Origin of the sequence: Borreliella carolinensis, assembly GCF_032595855.2 — a bacterium.
GTDB classification, from domain to species: domain Bacteria; phylum Spirochaetota; class Spirochaetia; order Borreliales; family Borreliaceae; genus Borreliella; species Borreliella carolinensis.
On the sequence record NZ_CP132453.1, the window covers coordinates 299,765 to 325,522 of the forward strand.

Annotated in this window: 28 protein-coding genes; 2 read left to right on the forward strand and 26 right to left on the reverse strand. The window is 28.7% G+C overall.

Annotated features, from left to right (window positions below):
* Window positions 1-5: 5 nt before the first annotated feature.
* The 22 genes from fliF to QIA46_RS01545 all read right to left on the reverse strand — a co-directional run bounded on the left by fliF (window position 6) and on the right by QIA46_RS01545 (window position 19,522).
* A complete protein-coding gene (gene fliF / locus QIA46_RS01440; RefSeq protein ID WP_317268181.1) occupies window positions 6-1,715 on the reverse strand; it encodes a flagellar basal-body MS-ring/collar protein FliF in 1,710 nt (569 codons plus the stop codon).
* A gap of 14 nt (window positions 1,716-1,729) precedes the next feature.
* The gene (gene fliE / locus QIA46_RS01445; RefSeq protein WP_317268182.1) at window positions 1,730-2,065 is read right to left on the reverse strand and encodes a flagellar hook-basal body complex protein FliE; all 336 of its coding nucleotides are present in this window, start codon (window positions 2,063-2,065) and stop codon (window positions 1,730-1,732) included.
* A gap of 11 nt (window positions 2,066-2,076) precedes the next feature.
* The gene (gene flgC / locus QIA46_RS01450; RefSeq protein ID WP_317268183.1) at window positions 2,077-2,535 is read right to left on the reverse strand and encodes a flagellar basal body rod protein FlgC; all 459 of its coding nucleotides are present in this window, start codon (window positions 2,533-2,535) and stop codon (window positions 2,077-2,079) included.
* 23 nt (window positions 2,536-2,558) lie between these two features.
* Window positions 2,559-2,966 carry a flagellar basal body rod protein FlgB gene (gene flgB / locus QIA46_RS01455; protein WP_014023538.1) on the reverse strand — a complete coding sequence of 136 codons (408 nt, stop codon included), beginning with the start codon at window positions 2,964-2,966 and terminating at the stop codon, window positions 2,559-2,561.
* 34 nt (window positions 2,967-3,000) lie between these two features.
* Window positions 3,001-4,347, reverse strand: coding sequence for an HslU--HslV peptidase ATPase subunit (gene hslU / locus QIA46_RS01460; protein ID WP_301341460.1), 1,347 nt, complete (start codon window positions 4,345-4,347; stop codon window positions 3,001-3,003).
* Window positions 4,340-4,888: an ATP-dependent protease subunit HslV gene (gene hslV / locus QIA46_RS01465; protein ID WP_014023540.1), complete on the reverse strand. Its 549-nt coding sequence runs from the start codon at window positions 4,886-4,888 to the stop codon at window positions 4,340-4,342. Before hslV ends, hslU begins: the two co-directional genes overlap by 8 nt.
* A gap of 9 nt (window positions 4,889-4,897) precedes the next feature.
* A complete protein-coding gene (dprA, locus tag QIA46_RS01470; protein ID WP_317260141.1) occupies window positions 4,898-5,842 on the reverse strand; it encodes a DNA-processing protein DprA in 945 nt (314 codons plus the stop codon).
* 9 nt (window positions 5,843-5,851) lie between these two features.
* Window positions 5,852-6,544: a tetratricopeptide repeat protein gene (locus QIA46_RS01475; RefSeq protein WP_317260142.1), complete on the reverse strand. Its 693-nt coding sequence runs from the start codon at window positions 6,542-6,544 to the stop codon at window positions 5,852-5,854.
* Window positions 6,545-7,744 (reverse strand): cell division protein FtsZ, encoded by a 1,200-nt coding sequence (gene ftsZ / locus QIA46_RS01480; RefSeq protein ID WP_317268184.1) that lies wholly within the window; start codon window positions 7,742-7,744, stop codon window positions 6,545-6,547.
* Between the two features lie 21 nt (window positions 7,745-7,765).
* Window positions 7,766-9,007, reverse strand: coding sequence for a cell division protein FtsA (gene ftsA / locus QIA46_RS01485; protein ID WP_301341463.1), 1,242 nt, complete (start codon window positions 9,005-9,007; stop codon window positions 7,766-7,768).
* Entirely contained in the window at window positions 9,007-9,750 is a 744-nt protein-coding gene (locus QIA46_RS01490; protein WP_301341464.1) for a cell division protein FtsQ/DivIB, read from the reverse strand. The genes ftsA and QIA46_RS01490 overlap by 1 nt, the downstream gene beginning before the upstream one ends.
* Window positions 9,751-9,785: 35 nt before the next feature.
* Window positions 9,786-10,880: a putative lipid II flippase FtsW gene (ftsW, locus tag QIA46_RS01495; protein ID WP_231011357.1), complete on the reverse strand. Its 1,095-nt coding sequence runs from the start codon at window positions 10,878-10,880 to the stop codon at window positions 9,786-9,788.
* 7 nt (window positions 10,881-10,887) lie between these two features.
* Window positions 10,888-11,943, reverse strand: coding sequence for a phospho-N-acetylmuramoyl-pentapeptide-transferase (gene mraY, locus QIA46_RS01500; protein ID WP_317268185.1), 1,056 nt, complete (start codon window positions 11,941-11,943; stop codon window positions 10,888-10,890).
* 17 nt (window positions 11,944-11,960) lie between these two features.
* Window positions 11,961-13,352: a UDP-N-acetylmuramoyl-tripeptide--D-alanyl-D-alanine ligase gene (locus QIA46_RS01505; RefSeq protein WP_317268186.1), complete on the reverse strand. Its 1,392-nt coding sequence runs from the start codon at window positions 13,350-13,352 to the stop codon at window positions 11,961-11,963.
* A gap of 22 nt (window positions 13,353-13,374) precedes the next feature.
* On the reverse strand, window positions 13,375-13,656 hold the full coding sequence (locus QIA46_RS01510) for a hypothetical protein (protein WP_316256104.1): 282 nt from the start codon (window positions 13,654-13,656) through the stop codon (window positions 13,375-13,377).
* Window positions 13,653-14,543, reverse strand: coding sequence for a 16S rRNA (cytosine(1402)-N(4))-methyltransferase RsmH (gene rsmH, locus QIA46_RS01515; RefSeq protein WP_317268187.1), 891 nt, complete (start codon window positions 14,541-14,543; stop codon window positions 13,653-13,655). Before rsmH ends, QIA46_RS01510 begins: the two co-directional genes overlap by 4 nt.
* Entirely contained in the window at window positions 14,536-15,372 is an 837-nt protein-coding gene (locus QIA46_RS01520; protein WP_317268188.1) for a hypothetical protein, read from the reverse strand. The genes rsmH and QIA46_RS01520 overlap by 8 nt, the downstream gene beginning before the upstream one ends.
* Complete coding sequence (locus QIA46_RS01525) at window positions 15,369-16,445, reverse strand: hypothetical protein (protein ID WP_317268189.1); 1,077 nt, start codon at window positions 16,443-16,445, stop codon at window positions 15,369-15,371. The genes QIA46_RS01520 and QIA46_RS01525 overlap by 4 nt, the downstream gene beginning before the upstream one ends.
* Window positions 16,446-16,474: 29 nt before the next feature.
* Complete coding sequence (locus QIA46_RS01530) at window positions 16,475-17,233, reverse strand: hypothetical protein (protein ID WP_317268190.1); 759 nt, start codon at window positions 17,231-17,233, stop codon at window positions 16,475-16,477.
* A gap of 308 nt (window positions 17,234-17,541) precedes the next feature.
* A complete protein-coding gene (locus QIA46_RS01535; RefSeq protein WP_317268191.1) occupies window positions 17,542-18,381 on the reverse strand; it encodes an NAD(+)/NADH kinase in 840 nt (279 codons plus the stop codon).
* Entirely contained in the window at window positions 18,371-18,901 is a 531-nt protein-coding gene (locus QIA46_RS01540; RefSeq protein WP_317268192.1) for a chemotaxis protein CheW, read from the reverse strand. Before QIA46_RS01540 ends, QIA46_RS01535 begins: the two co-directional genes overlap by 11 nt.
* A gap of 42 nt (window positions 18,902-18,943) precedes the next feature.
* Complete coding sequence (locus QIA46_RS01545) at window positions 18,944-19,522, reverse strand: SAM-dependent methyltransferase (protein ID WP_317268193.1); 579 nt, start codon at window positions 19,520-19,522, stop codon at window positions 18,944-18,946.
* Window positions 19,523-19,572: 50 nt separating this feature from the next.
* Between QIA46_RS01545 and QIA46_RS01550 the strand changes: the two genes are divergently transcribed.
* Together QIA46_RS01550 and QIA46_RS01555 are read left to right on the forward strand one after the other, a co-directional pair.
* Window positions 19,573-20,616 (forward strand): polyprenyl synthetase family protein, encoded by a 1,044-nt coding sequence (locus QIA46_RS01550; protein WP_317268194.1) that lies wholly within the window; start codon window positions 19,573-19,575, stop codon window positions 20,614-20,616.
* Window positions 20,616-21,302, forward strand: a complete 687-nt coding sequence (locus QIA46_RS01555; protein ID WP_317268195.1) for a tetratricopeptide repeat protein — start codon at window positions 20,616-20,618, stop codon at window positions 21,300-21,302. The genes QIA46_RS01550 and QIA46_RS01555 overlap by 1 nt, the downstream gene beginning before the upstream one ends.
* Window position 21,303: 1 nt before the next feature.
* Here QIA46_RS01555 and QIA46_RS01560 read toward each other — a convergent pair whose 3' ends face one another.
* The 4 genes from QIA46_RS01560 to QIA46_RS01575 are packed head-to-tail and all read right to left on the reverse strand — an operon-like array spanning window position 21,304 to window position 25,552.
* Window positions 21,304-22,110 carry an ABC transporter permease gene (locus tag QIA46_RS01560; RefSeq protein WP_317268196.1) on the reverse strand — a complete coding sequence of 269 codons (807 nt, stop codon included), beginning with the start codon at window positions 22,108-22,110 and terminating at the stop codon, window positions 21,304-21,306.
* Window positions 22,111-23,043 carry an ABC transporter permease gene (locus tag QIA46_RS01565; protein ID WP_317268197.1) on the reverse strand — a complete coding sequence of 311 codons (933 nt, stop codon included), beginning with the start codon at window positions 23,041-23,043 and terminating at the stop codon, window positions 22,111-22,113. It abuts the gene before it with no gap.
* Window positions 23,040-24,500 (reverse strand): ATP-binding cassette domain-containing protein, encoded by a 1,461-nt coding sequence (locus QIA46_RS01570; protein WP_317268198.1) that lies wholly within the window; start codon window positions 24,498-24,500, stop codon window positions 23,040-23,042. Before QIA46_RS01570 ends, QIA46_RS01565 begins: the two co-directional genes overlap by 4 nt.
* Window positions 24,500-25,552 (reverse strand): BMP family ABC transporter substrate-binding protein, encoded by a 1,053-nt coding sequence (locus tag QIA46_RS01575; protein ID WP_317268199.1) that lies wholly within the window; start codon window positions 25,550-25,552, stop codon window positions 24,500-24,502. The genes QIA46_RS01570 and QIA46_RS01575 overlap by 1 nt, the downstream gene beginning before the upstream one ends.
* Window positions 25,553-25,758: the final 206 nt, after the last annotated feature.

Genomic DNA, 25,758 nt, shown 5'->3' on the forward strand with positions numbered 1-25,758 from the left:
ACCTTTTACGCGTTTTTCAAAAGCCATGTTCTTATAAGCTTAGCAACATCTTCTGGCTTTTCTCTGGCCAAAAGCTCAGCATTGCTTTGAAGCTCATCGCCTTCTCTAATCCCACCAACAACATCGTCAACGCCAATATCATCACCACCATCCATTAAGGCTTGCTGACGTCTTAAATGTGCTTGCTTTGCCAATTCTTCTTCTCTAAGACGTCTTCGTCTTTCAAGCTCTCTAGAAATAGCAAAAAATATCGTAAATACTAAAATTAATAATGAAAATACTATGCTTGCAATAAATAAAAAATATTTAAACCTTTCACTTGCAAAATAATTTTCATCTATTTTTCTAAATTCATTCATACGATCAAAAGATATATTTCTAACCGTTATTGAATCGCCTCTTTCTGGCTTATATTCAAAAGAACTTTGCAAAACATCTTCAATATTTTTTATTTCTTCTAATGCCATAGGCTTATATTCTCGTTTTCTCATTCCATTTTCTATTACGAAATCTCCCTTCTCGTCATACACAAAATTCCAAATACCATCCACGAAAATACCAAGAGAAACGCCTACAATCCTAGCAGGCTCTTTTTCGCTTGTAGATTTTTTTTCATTCAAAGCAACATTTTTAATCTCTTGAGACTCATTATATTTACCAGTAATATCACTTAAATCTTGATATTCAGGAGGAGTATTGCCTTCCTGCCCAGGAGGTCCCCAAGGACTATATCCTTGACCCTGATACTCTTTTTTTTGAGTCTGAGAAGAAATAATAGTTGAATCGCTTACTTTTCTGGTATTATAAGAAGCTTTTGGATCTTGGGATTGAAGCTCAATAGGGGCATACTCTTTAGACTCTGTGGTTTCTTTTGAGGTATCAAGCTTTACATTTACTCTTGCTATCATAAATCTATCAACTGACAAAACTTTGCTTAATGCAGAGTCGATTTCACCCCTAAGCATGGCTTCATACTTAAGCTTTAACTTACGTTCTTTTTCTGCTAAGTCTATTCTATCTATTCCATCTAAATTAGAAAAATCATTTAAAATTGTTCCGCTATTATCAACAATAGCAATATTATCAGATTCAAGACCCTCAATGGCATACTGAATAAGCTTAACAAGTCCTTCAACTTTTTTTCTATTGGTAATAATATCCGAACCAGGCCTTGGGGTAATTCTAACAGATGCCTTAACAGGCTCTTGAGACTCTTTAAAAAGGGCTTTTTCGGGCATAACAAGATTCACGCTAACAGCATCAACGTCATCTAAAGCTACAATATGCTGTTCAACCGCTCTTGTAATAGATCTTCTAAGATTAATGCTCCTTTCAAAATCAGTAATAGTCCACCTATCAATATCAAACAAAGCCCATGGATCCATATGAACAGGCACAAGCTCTTCTCTGACAAGAACTGCTCTCATTTTTTTTGCAAGCTTTTCATCATCTAAATAAATTCTTCCATCGGAACTCAAAAAATATTTAACATTTTCTCTGTCAAGTCTTTGCGATATCCTGTCTAAGAGATATTGATCTTTAATTTCAACTCCAAAAAGAGCAATACTTTGTCTTTTAGTAGAAAACCCTATTAAAAAAATAAGCGCAAGAATCACAAAAAAAATAATCAATCCTAAGGCTATTTTCTGAACTGTACTAGCTTTTTTGAAGATTCCTTTTGCTGAAACAAAAAATTTAGTAAAAAATTTGCTCAAAATCTTATGGCTCCTTAACGAATATTGATTATATCTTGATAAGCCTTAACACCTCTCTCAACAACGGCCTTTAAAAGGTTTAAATTCATATTCGCTCTAGACATTGCTATTACAACATCATGAACATCAATGCTACTAGGCCTAAGAATAGCTTGTTCTGTAACTTTAGAAACATTTAATTGGCTTTTGTTGACATCTGTAATCGAATTTATTAAAACATCCTTAAAGGTTTTAATATCATTGTCTTTGGCATTGCTTTTAGAACTAAAAAGATTCGCATCAAAATGCAAAGGATTTTTTTTAACCAAATTGACATTATTTTCTTTAAAAAAAGCATCTGTTCTCACCAATAATCTCTCCTTTAGCCTTGAAGTATAGCTAATGCACTTCTAAACATAGATTTACTACTATTGATGACAGTAGAATTTGCCTCATAAGCACGAGAAGCTGAAATCATATCTACCATTTCTTCAACTAAATTAACATTAGGAAGCTCAACATAACCTTTTTTATCCCCAGAACTTATTGAATCGGGATGAGTGGGATCATATTTTAACTTTAATGGAGATTTGTCTTTTTCAATGCTAGCAACCCTAACTCCTTGACCAATGCCATTATCAAGATAATCCGGAATAAAAGGCCCTTTCCAATAAGGATTATTAACCCTTGGTACAAAAATAATCCTTTGCCTTCTATAAGGTCCACCATCAGGGGTTCTAGAAGTAGAAACATTTGCAATGTTATTAGAAATAACATCAATCCTCAACCTTTGTGCAGTTAATCCCGTTGAAGCTACATTAATGCTTGAAAATAATCCCATTTTACATTCCTTAAGATATTAATTTATTTTAATACAATATTTATACTTTTAAAATAATGCGCTTGAACATTAGTCATAAGATGATACATCATTTGATTTTGTACAAGTGCCTTAATTTCAGAATCGATATCAACATTATTGCCATTATTATTCATAGTTGAAAAATGGTCAAGAACTCTGTGGGGCTTGACATCTGAATACTTTAGATTTTTAAACCCAGACAAGTGCTTGTCACTAGATTTAATTAAGCTTAGATCATTTTTATCTTTATTTAAAAAAGCCTTTTCAAACTCTGATTCAAAAGAAATTTTACTTCTTTTAAAATTTGGAGTATCTACATTTGCTATATTATCAGAAATAACGCTTTGTCTTAAACTTAGAACATCTAAATACCTATGTGAGAAATCTAAAGACCTTTCAAAATCATTCAAATTAAAACCCTCCTCTGTTTAAAATTGCTTTTAACTAAATTATATAATAATTTAAATCTTTTTGTTCGCTAATTTGTATTTTTTTATTAACATAGTCCAAGTTTATTTCAAATTTTTTCAACTTACTACCAGGCACTTCAAAAAAAAGATCTGCAAGAACCCTTTCCATTACACCGTGAAGTCTTCTGGCGCCAAGATTTTCATTCTCAAGATTCATATTAAAAGTAAGCTCTGCAATTCTATCTATAGCCTCTTCGCTAAACTTTAAATCTAAGTTATAAACCTTAAACATAGCAACATATTGTTTTATTAAAGAATTTTTTGTTTGTTTTAAAATTTTTTTTAAATCGTCTATGCTTAGGCTCTTAAGTTCAACCTTAATCGGAAATCTTCCTTGAAGCTCGGGTATTAAATCAGAGGGCTTGGCCAAATTAAATGCTCCTGCTGCAATAAATAAAATATGAGAGGTATCAACTATTCCATATTTTGTATTAACTTTAGAACCTTCAATAATTGGCAAAATATCTCTTTGAACACCTTCTCTGGACACATCATTGCCACTTCTATTCTTAGCAGCTATTTTATCGATCTCATCAATAAAAATAATTCCCATATTTTCAACTTTAGATTTTGCAATATCTGAAATATTTTCGTGATCGACCAATTTTTCAAGCTCTTCTGCTAATATTATCTCTTTTGCCTTTTTAATCTTCAATTCTCTTTTCTTTTTTCTATCAAATATATTCCCCAGCAAACCACCAATTCCCATATCAATCTCTTCAAAATTACCGCCTGTAAATATTTCTATTGTGGAAAATGGCATTTTACTAGAAATTTGTATTTCAATAGTAGTATTATCAAGCTCACCTGCTCTAAGCTTTTTTCTAAGTTTTTCTTTTACCTTTTCTTCTGCCTTTATTTCATTTGGATCCATATTCTCAGAATTACCAGATCCTTTGAAAAGACTTTCAACTATTCTCTCCTCTGTTCTTACTAAAGCATCATCTCTTACAGTGCTATACATCTCTTCTTTTACCATATTAACTGCAATGCCCATTAAATCTCTAACCATAGATTCAACATCACGACCAACATAACCAACCTCAGTATATTTTGTAGCTTCAACTTTAATAAAAGGAGCTTTGATTAATTTAGAAAGTCTTCTTGCAATCTCAGTCTTACCAATGCCAGTTGACCCAATCATAATAATGTTTTTAGGCATTACCTCATCTTTTATTTCTTTTGGAAGTCTAGACCTTATATATCTATTAACAAGAGCAATTGATACTAATTTTTTAGCTTCATCTTGACCTATTATATATTTATCAAGTTCTGCAACTACATCTTTGGGAACTATGTGGTGCTCCTCTAATTTATTCATTTTCAATCTCCTCAAGCACAATGTTAGAATTAGTATATATACACACTCTTGCTGCTATTTTCAAAGATCTAAGTGCAACCTCAAAAGCACTTAATTTTTTGTTCTCCATGTAAGCAAGAGCTGCTGAATATGCATAATTGCCACCACTGCCAATTGAAATAACATCCTCTTCAGGCTCAACAACATCACCGGTGCCAGAAATCAAAAGAATATTGTTAGAATCAGCAACAAGCATCATAGCCTCAAGCTTATGAAGTATTTTGTCAGAACGCCAATCTTTTGCAAGCTCAACAGCTGCCCTTTTAATGTCAATCAAACCATCACCTTTTGCCTTGATTTTTTCTTCAAATTTTTCAAAAAGAGTAATTGCATCAGATGTTGACCCTGCAAATCCTGCCAAAATTTTCCCATTAAGCAATTTTCGTATTTTAACAGCATTACTCTTTAAAACAGTATGTCCAAAAGTTACTTGTCCATCTGCTGCCACCACAGTCTTACCATTTTTTTTTATTGCAATAACTGTGGTTCCTTTAAAGCCCATATTACCCCCCTATTTATATATCTCTTTTAAAAGCTCTCCAATAAGAACATCAGATACATTTTTATAATCACAACACTCTTTAGAATCATCTTTAATATTGTTGGAATCTACATATTTAATATTTAATAAAGCATAAAGATCCTTAACGGTTTTTATCTCTTGCGCGCCACAATCATGCAATTTTACGGCTCCATCACCACAAAAATCCAAATCATAAACATAAATGTCAAGTCCCAAGTCAAGGCCAAGTTCGGCCGTAATTAAAGCTCCAGATTTTAAAGGCGCATAAGTTATAAAAATAGCATCAGAGAGGCCCGAGACCAATCTATTTCTTTTAGCAAAAAAATACTTTTGAATTTTATCAAATGGTAAAGTCTCAGTAATTATTCCCCCACCTTGTTCTAAAAGCTTGAAAACATATTTTCGATTTTGCTTAGGATAAATATTATCAATATCTGTTGGAATAACGGCAAATGTTCTCTTGTTCTCATTTATTGCTGCTATATGGGCCTCAATATCAGCCCCAATTGCAAATCCAGAAACAACCTCAACACCATTTTTTGCAAGATGAGAAGAAAATTCTCTTGTTCTCTCAGCAAGAGCTTTACTAATTCTTCTAGAACCAACAACAGCCCAAGACAATGAAGAATAATTTGGCAAATTGCCTTTGTAGTAAATCGCAAAAGGAGGGTCATAAATTCTTTTAAGCTTATTAGGATAAAACTTAGACCCTAAAATAGCAACTTTGGCCTTTGTCCTTTGAATAACTTTTTCTTGCAATTCTACTAATTTTAAATCGGGCAATTTAAAAAATCTTCTAAATGATTTTAGAAGATAAGACTCAATATCCCTTTGGGTCAATTTAATAACATCGTTAAAATCAAAATTATTAAAAAGTTTTAACTTTTCTTTACCTTTTAAAAATTTCAAATTATCAATATAAAGCAATTTCATCATAAATAATTACTTCAAATTACTCATGATCCTAGAAACACTTTCTTTTTGCTCCTCAGTTGAAGCCTTTTTGCTAGCTTTATCATAAAACAATATAGCATTACCAAGATCACCTAGCGAATAATAATTTGCGCCCCTTAACATGAAAAACTCAAAATAGTCCTCACCCATATCATAAAGTTTGTTTAAATAATTTCTAGCTTCAAGTTGTTTGTCAAGATCATATACATACATATTAGAAATGGCAAAAAGAGAATCTTTAAAATCATCTCTAATTGAAAGTGATTTTAAAAAAGAATTTTCAGCAAGAATTATGTATTTTTCAACCTCATCCTTTACTCTTAAATTTTTAGCTAAATTATAAGAAGCAACACCTATGTAAAAGTGAGATAAATAATTATTGGGATTGATTTCTAAATTTTTAGCAAAATATTCAATAGCAGGTCCGTACTGACCAAGCCTAAAAAATTCAAGACCAATTAAATTAAAAAATCTGGCTTTCTTATCGATAGAATTAACTATCTTTAAAATATTTTTATCTTCTTTTTCAATAAATTCTTTATAAACTTCAATCTTAGATTCAGATCCGCCACCTGAAATTTCCAATTCTCTTAATCTAAGTCCAAGATTTGATTTTTCTTTAGACTCACTGCCACAAGATAAAAATAAATTAACAAAAATTATTAACGACAAAATTTTCATCTAATCATCGCTACTTTTTTTATTTAAATTTCTAAGAAATGTTGGAACATCAATGTCATCATCAAAATAATTAACATTTTTGGATTTTGCCGCAAAAGAAGAATCTTGTCGCTCATAAGATCCAGAAGGAATATTTTGATTGCCTGACATTAAAGTATCAAACTCTTTAGAGCTTAAGGTATTATTTTCTGGTGCACTTGAAATTTCTTTTTGCTTTTTAGATGCAAAACCAGTAGCAACAACTGTAACGTAAATTTCATCTTCAAGATTTGAATTAATGGCATGACCATATATTACAGTAGCCTCATCATCAACACTAACCGTGATTATTCCCATAATCTCTTCAAGTTCGAGCAATGAAAAATCATCTCCACCAGTAACATTGACAAGAAGCCCTTTAGACCCTTCAATGCGAACTTCTTCAAGCAGTGGATTACTAATAGCAGAAGTCGCAGCATCAACGGCTCTATTTTCACCCTTGCCATATCCTATTCCCATTAAAGCATCGCCTTGACCTTGCATAATGCTTTTAACATCAGCAAAATCAATATTAACCTCTCCATGCTCAATAATAAGCCCTGCAATGCCTTGAACGCCCATTCTAAGAACATCATCTGCACGCTTGAAAGCATCTTTAATGGTGGTTCTTTTGTCAACAACAGTTAAAAGCTTTTGATTTGGAATAATAATCAATGTATCTACAGACTTCCTTAAGTTATTTATTCCTTGCTCAGCAAGTCTAAGCTTTTTAGGACCTTCAAACTTAAAAGGCTTTGTTACAACTCCAACTGTTAAAATACCAAGCTCTTTTGCAACTTGCGCAATAACTGGCGCTGCTCCGGTTCCTGTCCCACCTCCCATACCAGCAGTAATAAAAACCATATCGGCACCAGAAAGATGGTTGCGTATAACATCTATGTCTTCCTCTGCTGCAGCTTGCCCAATCTCAGGCTTTCCCCCAGCACCAAGTCCTGCTGTAACTTTTGCTCCAAGAGCAATTTTTATGGGAGCAATAGAAGTTTGGAGTGCCTGCAGATCAGTATTGGCCACAATAAATTCAACATCTCTTACCCCATATTCAATCATACGATTAACAGCATTACTACCTCCTCCGCCTGCACCAATCACCTTAAGAATTGTAGGATTTGTAGTAGAATCAAATCTTCTTGTATGGCTATCAATCATATTATAATCTTTCATTAACGCTTCCTCCATGATTGGTCAAAACCATTCTTTCAAAAACCAACCTTTCAACTTTGAAGATATTTTATTTTTTCTTTTAACTTTACTGCTCACCTTCTTTAATTTATTGAATTTTTGTTGCTCGTGCTTATAAAGAACAAGACCAAGAGCCGAAGAAAACTTGGGATCTATATGCTCTTCCCCAATTCCATTAATACTCATTGGTAAACCTATTCTTGCAGGATAATTAAATACCTCTTCTATTAAATTAGAAATACCTGGGAATAAAGCTCCTCCACCTGTTAAAACTATCCCACCATTAATTTTATTATAAAGTCCGCGCCTAAGTATTTCCGCTCTCATCATTTCAAAAATTTCTCTTAGTCTTGAATTAATTATTACAGACAACTCTTTTCTACTTTTCTCTTGGGGAGGTCGAGTTCCAAGATTTGGAATAATTACAGTTTCCATTTGACTCTCAAGAATAGACGGATGAGCAAGGCCAGCTGTTATTTTAATATTTTCAGCAACATCTTCGGGAACCTTCCAAACTTGCGCAATATCAAGAGTCACTCTATTAACACCAATAGGAATTACGCCTGTATAATAGGGAGAGCCATCAATATAAAGAATAATATCTGTTGTCCCCTTGCCCATATCAATAAACAAAACACCCATCTCGCGCTCTTCTTTAGAAAGAGTTGCATAAGATGAAGCTAAACTTCCAAGAACAACCTCATCAACGGCAAAGCCAGCTCGATTTACGCATCTGACTAAATTTTGACTAGAAGAGCTAGAGCCCGTAATAATGTGCACTTCTCCTTCAAGACGAATACCCATCATGTCTATTGGGTTTTTTATATGGGGTATTCCATCTACAATAAATTCTTGGGGAATAACATGAAGAATTTCTCTATCCATTGGAATAACAATTGCCTTTGCTGCTTCGATTACTCTTTCAACATCTTCTTCGTTAATCTCTCTTGTTCTTGAATTTATTGCAACAACACCACGTGAATTGGTTCCCTCAACACTACTTCCAGACATAGAAACTGAAAGTGACGTAATGTCACACCCTGAGATAAGCTCTGCAGCCTCAATAGAATTAGATATTGAATCAAGAGCCGCTTCAATATTTATTAAAACTCCCTTCCTAACTCCTCTTGATATACTAGTGCCTATTCCAACAATTTCTAATTGATCATTTAAATTTACCTCAGCAACAACAGTACAAATTTTTGAAGTCCCAACATCTAAACCTACTATCAAATTCCTAGACACTAACTTTCTCCTAACAAAATGATATCACCACTTCTTAAATCTATAACGCCGGGTTTTCCTTTAAGTAAATTAACCGCAAGAAACACTTTATGCATCACATCCATTAAATCCATATCAACTGTTATCAATATTTTATTATATATACTTTTAATATACAAAATTACATTATAATCATAGAAATTCAATTTTAAAAAATTGACCTCTGATATTAAATTATACAAATATTTTTGATTTATTTTAAGATAATCAAGGCCTCTTACAACATTAAGCATTCTATCCTCTAGAAAATCTCCTACATTATTGTCACTTAAAACTAATCCGCTAATTATAGGTAAATCATAAATTAAATGCTTACTTTTTTCCAAAATTACACCATCTGATGCAATACAATAATAAGTAACACTGCCATTTGCGTTTTCTAAAGCAACAGCAACGGGTATTCTTTTTTCTATTTTAATATTAATTTTATTGGGAAACTTAAGATCAACCTTAACATTTTTTACCCTTAAATCTTTTTTAAGATTCTCCTCATATATTTTAACATTGGCGTTATGATAATATGTATTGGGCTTGATTCCTGAAATCTTAATTATATCCTCTTTGGAAAGAGAAATATCATTATTTATACTAATATACCTAATCAAAAAATAAGGAGATGCAAAAATAATAATTATTATTTCAAAAAAAATTAAAGACGTCAAGAAATATACATACTTAATTAAAAATTTTCTCTCAAAAATCATAACCTAACTCAATTTACGCTACTGGAAAAATCCAATCAATTATTACTTAAATTTTTTGAAACATTTGAAATAAGGCCAGAAAGCGCCATAGTAACAATAATAGAAGATCCCCCAGACGAAAAAAACGGTAAATTTATCCCGGTGGGAGGCAAAAGACCAATTGCAATTAAAATATTCATTATGCTTTGAAGAAAAATTGCAAGACTTGAAATAAATGCAATAAAAAATTTAAACCTACTATTAGAATGAATAGCTATAAAATAACCAAAGTAAAAAAACAAAAAAAATAAGCTTATGGCAAACAAAACACCTAAAAATCCCAATTCTTCTCCAAGAACCGAAAAAATAAAATCCGAATTGGCCTCTGGCAATTTTCCAAGTTTTACCTCTCCCATTCCCAGCCCCTTACCTAAAATTCCTCCACTTTTTAAAGCATTAAGAGATGCTATTATCTGGTAACCTTTTCCAGAAGGATCGTCGTAAGGATTAAGAAAGGCAAAAATTCTAGAAACCCTATAAGGCTCAAGCATCAAAAATATAGCAGAAACTGGCAAAAAAGTAATCACAATAGCAAAAACATAACTAAATGCCATATTAGAAACAAACAAAACAATAAAAAAAAGAATGGCAAAATAAATAGCTGTTGAATAATCGTTTTGCAAAATTATTAACACCCAAAAAATTGCAAAAATCAACATTGGCTTTATCCAGTACGAAATACCACCGTTTTTTCTTGGATCAAACTTACTCAAATACGCTGAAAGATAAATAGTAAAAGATATTTTAAAAATCTCAGAAGGTTGAATACTAACACCTTGAAGGAATATCCATCTCTTTGCTCCGGAAATACTTGGGGATAAAAAAGTTGCCATAATTAAAAACAGAGTTATAACCAATACAGGAAATATTGATTTTTTTAAAAAATTTAAAGAAATTCTCTCAAAAACAAGAAAAACTATAAAACTTAAAAAAAGATAATTAAGTCTTGTAAAAAATAAAAAATTTGGATTACCTGTCAATTCCAAGCTTAAGAAAAAGGAAGAAGTATAAAAAACTACAAGGCCATAGGCTACTAATAGTAGCAAAACAAGTAAATAGCATGTCCTAAGTGAATTTATCTCTACAACCATAATATAATTATCTGATTTTTATCGTGCTTAAAGCAATTATAGCAAATATTAACCCTATTATCCAAAATCTAATAACAACTTGCATTTCAGACCACCCAAGCTCTTCAAAATGATGGTGAAGTGGGGCCATTTTAAATACTCTTTTTTTAGTCTTTTTGTAAACAAGGACTTGAATAATTACAGACATGGTTTCAAGAATAAAAACACCTGCAAGAATTGAAAAAAGTATTTCACTTTTTAAAATCAAAGCTGCCATTCCAAGAATGGCACCCAAAGCCAGACTACCCGTATCTCCCATCATAATTTTAGCAGGATAGGCATTAAACCATAAAAATCCAAAACTACCTCCAAGCAATGCCCCAAGAAATATTACAAGCTCCTCAGAGCCCTTAATATTTGGAATATGCAAATAAGCTGCAAAATCAGCTCTGCTTGTAAGATACGCAATTATTATTAGAGCTCCTGTTATAACTATGCTCAACCCAATTGCAAGACCATCAAGTCCATCTGTTAAATTAAAAGAATTAGAAGCAGAAATTAAAATAAACATGCCAAAAGGAATGTAAAATATCCCCAAATCTATTTGAAAAGACTTAATAAAAGGAAAGTAGATTATACTAACATGCTCACCACCAAAATAATATAGAATGCCAACAGAAAAAAAAGAAAATATTATTTGTCCATAAATCTTAAATCGAGCTTTAAGTCCATCTGAGGTTTTATTTTTAATTTTCAAAAAATCATCTATAAAGCCCAAAAAAGCAAATCCAAGCATAACAAAAACCATAATCAAAAAATAAACATTTAAAATATTGCTCCAAAATACTAAAGATATAAAAACACAAAAAAAAATAAGAATGCCTCCCATGGTAGGAATTCCTACTTTTTCACTCAGATGTCTTTTAGGACCATCTTCTCTTAAAATCTGATCAGCTCTTAATTTTTTTAACCTTAAAATAATATAAGGGCCCACAATCAAAGAAAGTAAAAATGCAAAAATTGTAGCATAAGCCATTCTAAAAGTAATATATTTGAGTAAGCGCAAACCCAAAAGGTAAAACATAAAAACCCCATTATCATCTAAATATAATTTAAAATTCTCTCAAGCCTGTTAAACCTTGAACCTTTAATGACAATAAAAACTGAAGGTTCCAAGCTTTTTAAAAAAAAATCAATAAATTTATCAAATTCGCTAAAGTAATATAAACACTTTTCAACTAAATTCTCAGAATCTCTAACATCTAAAAATTCTTCACCTATTAGAAAAATTTTATCAAAATTCATTAAAATAGCCTCTTGAATTAAATCTTTGTGCGTTTTGTATGCAAATTCTCCAAGCTCTTTAAAAGATCCAAGAACTATAAATTTTTTGTTTTGGATATTAAGATCCAAAATCATATTTTTTAAGGCCATAAAAGAACCCATATTGCCATTATAAGAATCATTTAAAATCAAATATCCATTTTTTGTCAAAATTTCTGCCCTACCCTTTTGAAAAGCAGTTCCAATAAGTCCTTCTCTTATTTCTTTTTCTTTCATTCCTAAAAATAAAGCTAAATTAATGCACCCTATTGCGTTAAAAATATTATGCCGACCTAGCAATAAAATAGAGTATTCAAACCCTTTGTAAACAAAATCAAAAGAAAATTTCCCTTCTAAAACAGAAAATGATTTAATATTAAGATTTTCAAAATCAAAATAAACGATTTTAACATTTGGATTTGCGATTTTTGCTCTGTTTTCAAGATAACCACAATAATCATTCATTTCATTTGCAACAAAGATTTCAATGTTTTTGCCAATTATTTTGCTCTTTTCAAAAGCAATAGCTTGCAACTCCTTGAAGGCTTGCATATGTGCATAGCTTATATTCGTAATAATAACAATTTCTGGTTTTAAAATTTGAGATAAAAGATCCATTTCTCCAACATAACTAACTCCAACTTCAAAAACAGCATATTCTTCATTGCCCTCTACCCTTAAAATACTAAGAGGAAGCCCAATGTCAGAATTTAAATTACCCCAAGTTTTGTAAGTTTTAAATTTTTTTGAAAGTATGCTATAAAGCATCTCTTTGGTTGTAGTTTTACCATTGCTACCTGTAATAGCAATTCTTTTAAAGCTTGTTTTTTCAATTAAACACGATGCTAAAGTTTGAAGAAGTTTTATTACATTGCTTGTAAGCAAAAAAACTAACCCTTCATTGTCATTTAAATATTTAACACACTCAGATTCATGATCTCTTGAACATACAAAACATTTAACACCCAAATCAATTAAATATTTAACAAAAGAAAATCCATCTACTTTATTTCCCTTATATGCAAAATAAAGACTACCACTGATATTATCATCCTTTATTTCTCGACTATCTAAGGAGTAAAAAGATACTACTCTTTCAATATTTTTTATATTCCCCACAAATTTCACATCTTTAGAAGAGATTAAAATATCCTTAATCTTTATACGCATCGAAACCTCATTCTAAAATCTTTTATTCAACAAAAATATTTATATCTTCATTAGCTTTTTTTTCCAAATTTAATTCTCCAAAACAAAAACTCTCTATTCTATCAATATTTTCAAGTTCATATATTACTGTCAGCAATCTTAAATTATCATCAATAATATTTTCCTGTTCATTGTCTAAGTGATTAAATTCTCTAAGCTTTACAACATATCTGAAATTTAAGTAAATATTAAAACACAATATAACTGTTAGTATCAAAATTAAAATACAATAAACTTCAAATTCAATCTTACTTATGCTATTCATAATTTTTTTACAACTCTAAGTTTTGCGCTCCTTGAGGATTTGTTTTTTTTAATCTCATCAAAACTTGGGATGATGGGCTTTTTTGAAATCTTAGCATACAAATCGCAGTTCAAATTTCTAAAAAAATCTTTTACAATACGATCTTCTATTGAATGAAACGTAATAATAGCTAAAATTCCATCTTTGGCTAAATTTTCTACCCAAAAAGGCAAGCTCCTTTTAAGCCTAGCAAGCTCATCATTTACATAAATTCTTAACGCTTGAAAAGTTTTTGTAGCTGGATTTATTTTAATTTTTGAAAAAGGATAAACTTTGCTTATTATGGATTCTAGCTCTTTTGTGGTTTGTATTTTTTTAATTTTTCTATATTCTACAATAGCTTTAGAAATTTTTCTAGAATAATGTTCATTGCTTAAATTATAAATTAAAGCTTCAAGGTCATATTTACTAAAAGTGTTTACAACCTCGGCTGCACTAATTTTGCAAGAAGAAGAACAAAGTCTCATATCCAAAGGTTCATCTTCAAGAAAAGAAAATCCTTTTTTACTGCCCTTGTAATGAAACATAGAGATACCAAGATCAACTAAAATAAAATTGGCTTTAATATTTAAAGGATAATTGACAAAAAAATTATCAAACCAATCATTAAAATATGTAATTCTCTTTTCAAAAGCAAGAAGAAACTGCTTTGCTCTTTCTAAAATTTGAGAATCTCTTTCAATTCCAACCAAACTTAAAAAGTCATATTTCTCAAGAATCGCTTTTGCATGAACACCTTCTCCAAGAGTAGAATCAATGTATATTAAATCACTTTTTACGGGCAAATCTTCTATAAGCTTACAAATTGCATCAAGAAGTACTGGAAAATGAAAAGCATTATTATTCATTTAATTTAAACCTATAAATTATTTTTTTTTCATTTCCATAAACATCGCCATATTTTATTTTAAGCTCATTCTTACCCTTAATAAAATTAAGATCATTTATCTTAAGACATCCCCCATCTTTTTTAATATTCAAAATATCTAATCCATAATTTTTTTCTTGAGCTAAAATATGTGCATTATTAATCAAAAAAATATTTTGAAAATCTGAACGAAGAATGTTTTTATTATTCAAAATAGCTTCAAAATAATAAATTCCCTTAAGAGAATTTTCAAAAGATTTTGCTTTTTGTGTATGAAAATATAACAAAAGACTGTATTGACCAGAATCGACATTTAAATTTATGTTTTTTGACAATTCCAATCTTTCATCATCGCCCTTTCCCTTTAAAAAAACCCCGCCTAAAGTATAAACTGTTTCAGCAACTACATTGTTCCAATTTTTGATAACAAACAAAGGATTGATAATCTTCTTAGTACCAGGATCATTAACTACTAAGTCAATAACGCTATTTTCATCTTTTAAAAAAATCTTTCCAAGCTTATAAAAAAAGCCCCCAAAAACCTCTAAATTCAAATTTAAATCATTATCAAAAATGATTAAAATACTACTATCCTTATTTAAACTATTTTTTGAATATAAAATTTTATAATTATTGGAAAAAACAGATACGGCCTTTTCCAAGGGCCTTAAACTTACCCCAATATTCAATTTATTATTATCCAACACACCAAAATCTTTAACTAAAGCAAACTTTTCATCATTTCTAAATTCCAAAAATGAATACAAATCCAAAATATTAAAGAAAAATATAAAAATAATTAAAATCACTGTGCCAATCCCAAGTATTTTAAATCATTATTACTATTAAAATACAAAAGTCCCTTTCCAAATTCAACAAAAGAGCTTATTTCATCTTTAATAAAAATATTATCAAACAATTTAAAAAAATTTGCAGAATAAGTTTTTATATTAATAATTTTTTCACTCTCAGAATAAAAATACACTCTATAAACATTTTGAAAATAATCATATGACGCTCTTAAAATAGAATTTTTGTTTTCAACTTTAAATATTCTACCATTTTTAATATTTATCACCACAAGTGAATTTTTACCTTCAATAAATAAATTATGATAATCATCTATTTTTATAAAAGTCTCAAAACTATTAATCGTTAAATTGTTTAATTCTAAAATTTTTTTATAATCATTCTCTAAATCAATTATTTCTAAAAAATACTCAGAATTACCTTTTAGTGAAACCAAATATTTATTATCAGAGCTTAATTTAACAAAACATGTTGGAAATTTTCTCTCTAAAAAATTTTCCATATAAATTATTTTGCCTTGTTTGTATACATGAATCTCGCCATTAGAAAGCCCCAAAACCAAAACTTCATTATTGTAGTCCACACTTAAAATTGAAGATAGAAAATTGAGCATTAGTATATTATTTCCACTAGAATCATAAACCTCTAAAGTTTTATATAAATTGTTTAAAGTAAAAATTAAATTATTTATTGCAAAAACAAAATCCTTTAACTTGAGTGTAAATAAAAATTTATTGTTTTTAACAGAAAAAATAGAATAATACTCCCCAGAATTAAAAAGCACATAATAATAGTCTGAGTAGCTTATTAAGTTATCACTTAAAAGAGAATAACAAGATTCCCTGAAATTAAGACTTAAAACCTTATTTGATACAAAAACATTCTTGCTTAAATTTATATTTCTACAATCAGATTTATTTTCAAAATTCTTAAAATCATAAAAATTAGATACATTCATAGTAGATCTTATAAAAAAATCAATCAAAATTATAAATAATAAAAACAAACTTAAGGTCAAAAAAAATTTTAATTTTTTGATCTTAATAGCACCTTCTTCTTCATTAAAATTCAATATAACTACTTTCCCCCACCTTAATTTATCTATTTTACCTTAACCAAATCTGAACTAAACTTTGAAGACCAAACTCCATGAAACCTTGAAAATTTTTCAGCAGCTTCTTTTTGAGAGGCTATAGTAGCCAAAGCTCTTCCGGCTTCAAGATACGCAAGAGAATGAAGTCCAAATTCATGAGATCCACTAATCTCATATTTGCCCCTTAAAATAAAAGCTCCTTCTTCTAAAAGCTCCAACACTTTAACAAGGTGTTCAAATTGAAATTTATAATAAGGACTCTCAAGTTTTAAATTCTTAGAAAAATCTCTAAAATCAATAATATTTTTAGAAAAAACAATAAATTTGAGATACATATCCTCAAGAAAAACAAGAGTTTTAGAATCTTTTTTGCTAAAAATTTTAGCCAAATCAATTAAATAGCCTAGTTTTTTAACAATTAAAAACCTCTCTTCAGGATTTAAATTAAGAGCCTGAGGCATTTCAATTAACTCCCTTGGGGTAATGCTAAGAGCAGGACTAATAACTAAACTAAAATCAGAAATCAATCCAGACAAAATTTTTTTTATAGAATAATTCACTTTCAATCTAGGCCTAGTATAAAAATAATTTAAAGAAGAAATATAACTTAAAACATTTAAATTGAAATCAACAAGATTAAATGAAAGTTTAGCATTTGATGTAAATTCGTCAGTCTCTTTTATAGCTGCTATATCATTTAAAGTCCTTAAAATAAGATTATTAATATATACTATTTTTTTATAATTTTCATTATCAATTAAATCCATAAACACCTGCCTAACTCATACAAAGATGATCTATCAGCTATCCAATATATTGATTTTAGCAAAAAACATATTAAATATTTTAACAAGTTATAAATTTATAAAAAACACCCTTGAAACATTAACTATGCGAATAAACAAAACATTAAAATACTTATAATAAATTATGTAAAATTTTAACTAATTTTTAAAATTACCAAGTATTAAAACATGAAAAACCTTCTAGCATTATTAAAAATTAGATTAAATCAAACCAAACATAACCAAGAAAAACTTTTATTAAAAAGAACATTGTTTAAAAAACATTGAACTTACAACAATTTGTTTTTTAATCTCTTAACAAAAGTATCTGTACAAAATGAAACAAAATTCAAGCTTCGAGAAGAAATTTTAAATTCAAAAACAACATCAACCCCGAAAGAACCAAAATTAATTCCATCCAAAAAAATTGATGCTGATGATATAAAATATTCCTTTGGAAAAGAAATAGAAAGTTTACTTAATTTAGAAAACACAAAAGAACGATTATAAACAGAATGTGGAGAAATGGGCGTAAGTAAAAATCCTTCAAGATCTGCTTCTAAAATAGGACCCCCTGCTGAGAAAGAATATCCTGTTGAACCTGTTGGAGTAGATACAATTATCCCATCACTTTTATATGATAAAAAACTCTCAGAATTAACCATAAGATCTACATAAATCATCTTATTAAGAGCGCTCGATCGAATAATAATATCGTTTAAAGCATATTTAGAAATTAAATCTTTACCCTGCTGATAAATTATTACATGAAGTAAAAATTTTTTATTAATAACCAAAGAATTGTTAAAAAATCTATCTATGACTTTTTTAAAATCCTCAATCTTAATATCTGCTAAAAACCCCACCTTGCCCATATTAATTGAAATAATTGGAATATCAATATTTTCATTTTCAAGAAGCAAATTAACAGCCAAAAGAACTGTACCATCCCCCCCTAAAGTTATCAAAAAAAGGAAATTTTCTTTTGGGAAAGAAAATAAAGGTCCACCAACATCTATTAAAACTGCCTCAACAAAATGCCTGGTTTCTAAATAAACCTTAATATCATTGCCTAAAATACTAGCTCCCGACTTTAAGGTATTAATGCAAATAAGAACTTTATTCTTCATGCTGATCTTTATAAGGAATATCGTCAAATTCGCATTTATCAAAAATTTTTGCGATATCAATTAATACTAAATATTCACTCTCAAGATTATCAGTCTCTTCAAGTTTTACAACTCCAGATATATATTTTCTATCTAAAGTTTGTAAAGTAGCAGGAGGTTCTTGAACCCTAGATTCATCAAAGCTAATAACCTTAAGAACTCTATCAACAAAAATGCCTAAAAGTTTGTTTTTAATCTTAACTATTAAATATCCTGTTAAAAGCATATCTTCTTCGGTTTTTGAAATAGAAGGAACCCCAAATTTAATATTTAAATTAACCAAAGGAATAATACTGCCTCTAAGATTATAAATACCTATAATATATTCAGGAACATTTGGTATAGCATAAATTCCTTCTGATGGAACTTTGATAATTTCTCTAATGTGCTCTATTGACACCCCATAGCTTTCTTTTCCTATTTTAAAACCTGCAACTTGCAGCTGTGAATTTGTGCCTTTAGAACTTTCTTTTCTAAACATATTTTTACCTTTAAATTTGTTTATAACAATTTGATTAACTTGCTACTTGCCAAAACTTTTACCTAAAAAATAAATTTCAAAAGAATTTTTCCTTACAGCCTTGGGTCTAATTTTTTTTACAAATTTAAAATATTTTTCAAACTTTTTAAAAATTTGCATCTCGTCTCCTCCCTGAAAAACTTTAACAAGCAAATTTCCTTTTTTAAGTAAAACTTCAAACGATAAATCTATTATTCTCATGCTTAAGTTAAAAGAATTGCTGGTATCTACAAGTCTATTTCCAGTAGTCTTTGGAGCCACATCGCTAATTACAAGACTATAGGGTCCAAACGTATTAATTTTAAAAAATGTATTATCTGAAAAGATATCTCCCTTTATAAAATAAAAATTATCAACATATCTAAGACCAATATCATTAATATCAACAGACACTAGAACTCCTCTTTTAAGCTTTTTATAAGCATATTGAGAAAAGCTGCCAGGGGACGCACCAATATCTAAAACATTGCCAGAAGAAAATAAAGAAAATTTTTCATTAATTTCTATCAACTTATATACAGACCTTGCCAAATATCCTTCTCTTTTGGCTTTTCTAGAATATTCATCATCCAAGCGATACACATCAATCCCTTTAATACACTTTATTATACTTTTTCATTATAATTCTTATTATGCAAAATAAACTATTTTTAAAAAATATTGAAAAAAATATTAATAAAATCTTTTCAACAACTAATTTTTTAAATTTATTCAAAGATAACGATTTAAAATTTACTCTTAAAATAAAAAAGAATACCCTTGATTATATTAAAGCGCCAGCAATTGAAATTATTAATAGGGGCGGGAAACGAATAAGGCCAATGATAATGATTCTTTTGGCATATGCATTGGGGTTAAAAGAAAAAAATGCTAAATTAATCTATAAATTAAGTTTACTGCTTGAACTTCCTCATTCTGGAAGCTTGATTATTGATGACATAGAAGACAATTCGCTAAAAAGACGGGGCACAACAGCAATACATTTAATCTATGGAATAGATAACAGCATAAATGCTGGTAATTTAATTTATTTTTTACCTGCAAAATTAATAGAAAGATCAAATTTAAAAGAAAATCAAAAATTACTAATTTACGAAAATTTCTTTACAACTCTTTCAAATCTCCACCTGGGACAGGGAATTGATATTAAATTTCACAATGAATCATACATCCCAAGCATTAAAGAATACATTTCTTTAGTAGAATTAAAAACAGCTTCACTTTTTGGAATGGCTAGCTTTCTAGCTGCAATACTTACAAATAATGAAGACAAAGCTAAAAAAATTTACAGTACATTTTTAAAGCTTGGTGTTTATTTTCAAATAATAGACGATATTAAAAACATTAAAAATAAAATTAATGGTAAAGAATTCGGAGATGATTTGCTTGAAGGGAAAAAAAGCTTGCCAATAATTTATTTTTTACAAGAAAAAAAATTTGAACCAAAAATTATTTCAAAATTTAATCAAATAAAAAATACCAAAACTACTAAAACAAGAAAAGAAATATTTAAACTAACGGAAATGATAAATTCATCAAAATCAATAAGAAAATCAACTATTGTTGCCTTAAAATATTTAAACGAATTTAAAACCGAACTCAATTTGTACCCGCTAAAAAATAAATATAAAAATCTACTAATAGATACTATTGAACAAATAAAAGAAGGAATATAATGAGAAAAACAATCATAATGGCACTTTTTTATGGCCTAATAGCAAATATTTACTCTGCTACAATAAAATCAACATTAAAACTTAATGAACAAGAAAGCAAATATATAATAGAAAAACTTTATCAAAAATCAATGTTGCTAAAAAATTTAAAAAAATATAACAAAGCAATAGCAAATCTAAAAAAAATAATTAACATAGATCAAAATCAAGTTGATGCTCATCTTTTGCTCTCAGAATTAGAATATTTAAATAAAAATTGGAAAAAAGCAATTATTAAATCTAAGGATTACTTAAAAATAATAAACTTTAAAGATAAAAAGAACTTTTTAGATATCTCTTGGGCATACTTTTTAATAGGAGAAGTTGAAAATTCAATGGACTACATAATTAAATTTTTCCAAAGCGGTAAAAAATTGTTCAGAGAAAATATATTTATAGCAATTGATGCCCTTTTTAAAAAAAGTATTTATCATTTTATAAACAATGAAAATGCAGCATTTAATACAATATTATCCTCAACGTTTCAATTAGCACTAAATGACGACACATTGTTTATAATTTTTTTAAATAATTTAGAAATAATAAAACAAATACCCTTTTATTATTTTAATAGAAAAAAATTAGAAGAATTATATCTACAAATCAACACCCTAAAAACAATTCAAAACACAACCTGCAGAACTTAAACTAAGGTCTATCTTTTCTCTTAATCAACGAAACCAATATATTTATTATTATTGCTACATAAAATTGAAAAGAAAGAGCAAAATAAGAATTTACATACTCTTGGGTGCGAAAAAATTGATATTCAAAAAAAACTATCAAAAAAGAAATTGGGAAAATTAACAAAGGATTTGAAAATGCAATATAAAGAATGCAAATAGCAAGCCAACCATTGTTTAATCCCAAATTATAAGAGTAGGCATTAAGACTTACCGCAATAAATGAACCGGCAAGACTTGCCGTGAAAATTGATACAAAAATTGCAAAAGACTTAAAGAGGTTGCTTATTTTCTCACCCAAAATGTCTTCATAATTACCCGAAAAGATAAATTCAAAAACTGCTCTAATTCTTGAATAATTTATAACATAAACAGTAATAAATAAAAAAATGAAAAAAATAGCAATAAAAACAAAAATCTCAAAATTGCCAGATAAATTTAAAGTAAAACCAGGAATAAAATTAAAATTACTCTTCATCAAATAATCAACCAAAAAATAACAAAAAATATTAATACCTATTCCTGCTATAAAAATATCATAATTTTTCTTTACTACAAAAAATAAAAAAAATCCAAACAAAAAGCTAATAAAAAGAGTGAAAATAGTTGACATAAAAATGCCATATCCCAAATAGATGAAAAAAGACGTTAAAAATATTGAAAGATACGAAATGCCCTCAATAGATACATTCAAAAACCCTATTTTTTCCGTATAAAGAACTCCAAGTGCTAAATACGAAAATACAAGAGCCTGCTCAAAAATACCAAACATCTACTTTTTCCTAACTTTAATCAAAAACAAAGATAAAAAAATTGCAATAGATTGACAAAGACCAATAAATTCATACTTAAAGTCATAATTTATATTAAGAAAATTATTAAATTCGATTAATATTGAAAACAATAGGCTGAAAAATAATACACAAATATAATTAAATCCTGAAATTACAGCAACAATTAGGCTACCCCAACCAAGTCCTGAGGTTAGCCCTAAAACCAAATACGGTTTAAAAAACACTACAAACATAGAACCTGCAAGACCATTTAAAAAAGCACTGCCAAATACAGCGAAAAATTTATATTTAAATTCATTTATATTAAAAAAGATATCTATCTTTTTTTTATTACTTAATATTTCAAGCTGAAGCCCGTAAATAGTTTTTTTGTGCATAAAAACATAGAAAAGCCAAACTGATACACCAAACAAAACTAAGTAAATAAGTGATGAATCTAAAGCAAATAAACTATTAATCCTTTTTGTCTGATTCGACAAACTACCTGTTTTTAACATATTTAAAATAAATCCATCTACCAATCTTTGATTTCCATAAGATATTAAAAGACCTGTTAGAGCGCTATTTAATCCGAAAAAAAAAGTAATAAAAAAGGGAATAAGCCCCAAAAGTCCTACAAAAAAAGAACTTAAAAATATCCAAAATATAAAATTAAAATAGGTAAATCCAAAAAAACTTGAAAATATATAAACGAAAAATGCCCCAAAATAAACCTGACCTTCATTGCCGAGATTTAATGAATTACTCTTAGCACAAGTGACAATGCCTGTGGCCATGATTAAAAATAAAATAAAGCGCCAAGATATCATCTTAATATAAGAAAATTGAAAAAAATCACCAAAAAAATAACTAATACTTAATATCGAAAAAGAAAAAATTAATGCCATAAAGCTATTTCTAAATAGGGTCATAAAAATAGCAATTCCTTTAATTTTTCTTTACTAATCTTTTCTCTGGATATGTTTAACAAAACTTCTCCCATTTTCATTGCTAAAATGTTATCAGAGAGTAAAAATAATTCATCTAAATTTGAAGTAATCAAAAGAACTGGCTTTTCTTTTGAATAATTACGAATAGCAACAGACATTTCATTATAAGCTTTGTGATCTAAATTACTCAAAGGAGAAAAACAAATTAAAAAACTTTTTGCAATATACATCTCTCTGTAAAGAGCAAATTTTTTCAAAGTTCCTCCAGAAAATGCCAAAGATTTGGAATAAAGAATTTTATATATTTTCTCTTCACTATAAAATTCCATTTTCTTTTTAAAAAAATCTTTAATCTGATTAATGTAAGATTGCCTGATAAAAATTTTATTTTCAAAATTCATAAATTTCGCCAAAAAATTATCTAATATGCTGCTATTATCGGGGAATAAATTGCCAATACCCAAAGGTAAAAACCCCGCTTTACACTCAAAAATATTTATTCGCTCATATCTAATACCATCAATTTTTATGCATCCAACAAAAACAAGCTCTCCTAAAAATAATTTTTCCCAAGTTTTAATTACAGCTTCTTCACCAATTATTCCTAAAACACCCCTTTTATTTAAAGAAAAGCTAACATCATATTTCCAAAAATCTTCGAAAAACAGATTGAACTTAATAGGATCTTTTTCAAACTTATTAAAATTAATATTTACAAAAAACATCTTATCACTAGAGGATTCAAGCCTGCTTAAAATAGATTCCTTGTTTATTGTTCTAAAGCACTTTCCATCTTTTAAAACAATAAACTCGTCGCTAAACTTTACAGCATCTGTAATTTCACTATGGGTAATAAAAAGAGACGCAATTCCCGATTTCTTAAGCAATACAAGCAATTTTATAAAAGCTTGCGCTTCTTTTTGAGAAAAATAAGCAGCACTCTCATCAAAAATAATTATTTTTGCATTCTCTTTAAGAGCGGCAATAATAAGCAGAAAATAAATCTCTTTAATATTTAAATCTTTAATTTTCTTATCTAAATCAAAAGAAATTTTATAAAATTGCATAAGCCATCTATAATATTTATAGGTCTTAGATTTATTCATCGGCATGAAAAATGCATAACCAAACCAATATATACTCAAATATTCCCATACTCTTAAATTCATTTTCAAATTAGGAACTTGAGAAACAAGATAAATGCCGTTATTTTGAGCTTTATCTACATTCCAAGTTTTTTGCTTAATGCCATTTACCAATATTTCCCCAGCATCAAATTCAATAAGTCCAGCAATAATCTTGGCTAGAGTACTCTTTCCTTCTCCATTTTTACCAACTACTGTAAAAATTTTAACTTCCCCCATTTTTAAATTAATGCTGTCTAAAATAGGCTTATCAATATCTGGGAAATACTTAACTATGTTTTTAAACTCTATCATTAATTTTGTTCCAAATTAATTTTTATCCCCTTTTCGCTAACCTCTTCTATTTTTTTTAAAAGATCTTCTTTTAACTTTTGACTAGTTTCCTCTAAATAAAAAACATTTGAAATATTAAATAAAACTCCTTTATGCTTTATGCCAAAAATATCAGAACTTCCATAGTTAATCTCTGACTTAAGGGCCCTATCTAAAATATATGAAACATAATATTTTTGATTTGTAATTCCTGAACCAATAATATTTTCTTTATTGTCCAAATAATCTTCGCTATCAAAAAGAACCGCAAAGACATTATTCTCTCTAACAGAAGAAAGCACTCCTTCAACAGCAGGCCCCACAATAGGAAGTATTACCAAAGCCCCCGAATCTTTAATTAAAGAGTCTGATAGCAATTTAGCTAAATTGCTATCATGCCAATTGCCCAAAACTCGATAATAAACCTCAGATCTCATGCCAGTATCAAGAATGCCTTTTTTGAAATAACGATAAATATAATCACTCATGACAGGATAATTTTGACCTGCAATCAAAGCAGCATTCCCAAAGCCAGATTCAATAAATTCCTTTAAAAAAAGGCCCACATAATACCCTAGAATATACGCCTCTTCTGCAACATTATAAGAAACTGAATAAACTTGTTTGTTGGTATTCTTTACTAAAGAATCAAAAATGAGAAACTTGGTATGAGGATAATTACTTGAAACACTGTCAACAATGTCTTGCATAGCATTATTTGTAGTTATTAAAAAATCATATTTTTTTGAGGTTAATAGTTTTTCAAGTATTTCTATCCAATCGCTTTGATTAAATCCAGCTTCTAAAACTTTAATTTCAAGACTTTCATGCTTTTTTTTAAATTCAAACAAAGAATCATACATTTCTTTATAAGATGGAGATCCTGAAATAACACCAGGAATAAATAAAGCAATATTAGTTTTATTAGAAATATCAAACTTTTGCTTCTTAAAAAAAATTAAATAAACAAATAAATATAAATGAAATATCGTAAATAAAATCCAAAACCCTTTAAAAAACACGTTTTTACTCATACAAAAAAAACATCCTTTTATTAATTGTTTATTTAATTCGCCTTAATGCCACAAAAATCGAAGAAAAAAATATCAATAACAAGCCACAAAAAATAAATCCGCCAAAACTAATTAAAAAATTAATTATCCGAACACCTGAAGAACACATCTCTCCCCCTATTATAAAATTTTCGCAAAAAATTTATGCGCCCAAATTTACTAAAATT

Coding starts and splice junctions, on each gene's coding strand:
- flgC (WP_317268183.1), bottom strand. CDS start 2,535: ATGGGATTATTTTCAAGCATTAATGTAGCTTCAACGGGATTAACTGCA.
- hslU (WP_301341460.1), bottom strand. CDS start 4,347: ATGAATAAATTAGAGGAGCACCACATAGTTCCCAAAGATGTAGTTGCA.
- hslV (WP_014023540.1), bottom strand. CDS start 4,888: ATGGGCTTTAAAGGAACCACAGTTATTGCAATAAAAAAAAATGGTAAG.
- dprA (WP_317260141.1), bottom strand. CDS start 5,842: ATGAAATTGCTTTATATTGATAATTTGAAATTTTTAAAAGGTAAAGAA.
- QIA46_RS01475 (WP_317260142.1), bottom strand. CDS start 6,544: ATGAAAATTTTGTCGTTAATAATTTTTGTTAATTTATTTTTATCTTGT.
- ftsZ (WP_317268184.1), bottom strand. CDS start 7,744: ATGAAAGATTATAATATGATTGATAGCCATACAAGAAGATTTGATTCT.
- QIA46_RS01490 (WP_301341464.1), bottom strand. CDS start 9,750: ATGATTTTTGAGAGAAAATTTTTAATTAAGTATGTATATTTCTTGACG.
- ftsW (WP_231011357.1), bottom strand. CDS start 10,880: ATGGTTGTAGAGATAAATTCACTTAGGACATGCTATTTACTTGTTTTG.
- mraY (WP_317268185.1), bottom strand. CDS start 11,943: ATGTTTTACCTTTTGGGTTTGCGCTTACTCAAATATATTACTTTTAGA.
- QIA46_RS01505 (WP_317268186.1), bottom strand. CDS start 13,352: ATGCGTATAAAGATTAAGGATATTTTAATCTCTTCTAAAGATGTGAAA.
- QIA46_RS01510 (WP_316256104.1), bottom strand. CDS start 13,656: ATGAATAGCATAAGTAAGATTGAATTTGAAGTTTATTGTATTTTAATT.
- rsmH (WP_317268187.1), bottom strand. CDS start 14,543: ATGAATAATAATGCTTTTCATTTTCCAGTACTTCTTGATGCAATTTGT.
- QIA46_RS01530 (WP_317268190.1), bottom strand. CDS start 17,233: ATGGATTTAATTGATAATGAAAATTATAAAAAAATAGTATATATTAAT.
- QIA46_RS01535 (WP_317268191.1), bottom strand. CDS start 18,381: ATGAAGAATAAAGTTCTTATTTGCATTAATACCTTAAAGTCGGGAGCT.
- QIA46_RS01540 (WP_317268192.1), bottom strand. CDS start 18,901: ATGTTTAGAAAAGAAAGTTCTAAAGGCACAAATTCACAGCTGCAAGTT.
- QIA46_RS01550 (WP_317268194.1), top strand. CDS start 19,573: ATGCAAAATAAACTATTTTTAAAAAATATTGAAAAAAATATTAATAAA.
- QIA46_RS01555 (WP_317268195.1), top strand. CDS start 20,616: ATGAGAAAAACAATCATAATGGCACTTTTTTATGGCCTAATAGCAAAT.
- QIA46_RS01560 (WP_317268196.1), bottom strand. CDS start 22,110: ATGTTTGGTATTTTTGAGCAGGCTCTTGTATTTTCGTATTTAGCACTT.
- QIA46_RS01565 (WP_317268197.1), bottom strand. CDS start 23,043: ATGACCCTATTTAGAAATAGCTTTATGGCATTAATTTTTTCTTTTTCG.
- QIA46_RS01570 (WP_317268198.1), bottom strand. CDS start 24,500: ATGATAGAGTTTAAAAACATAGTTAAGTATTTCCCAGATATTGATAAG.
- QIA46_RS01575 (WP_317268199.1), bottom strand. CDS start 25,552: ATGAGTAAAAACGTGTTTTTTAAAGGGTTTTGGATTTTATTTACGATA.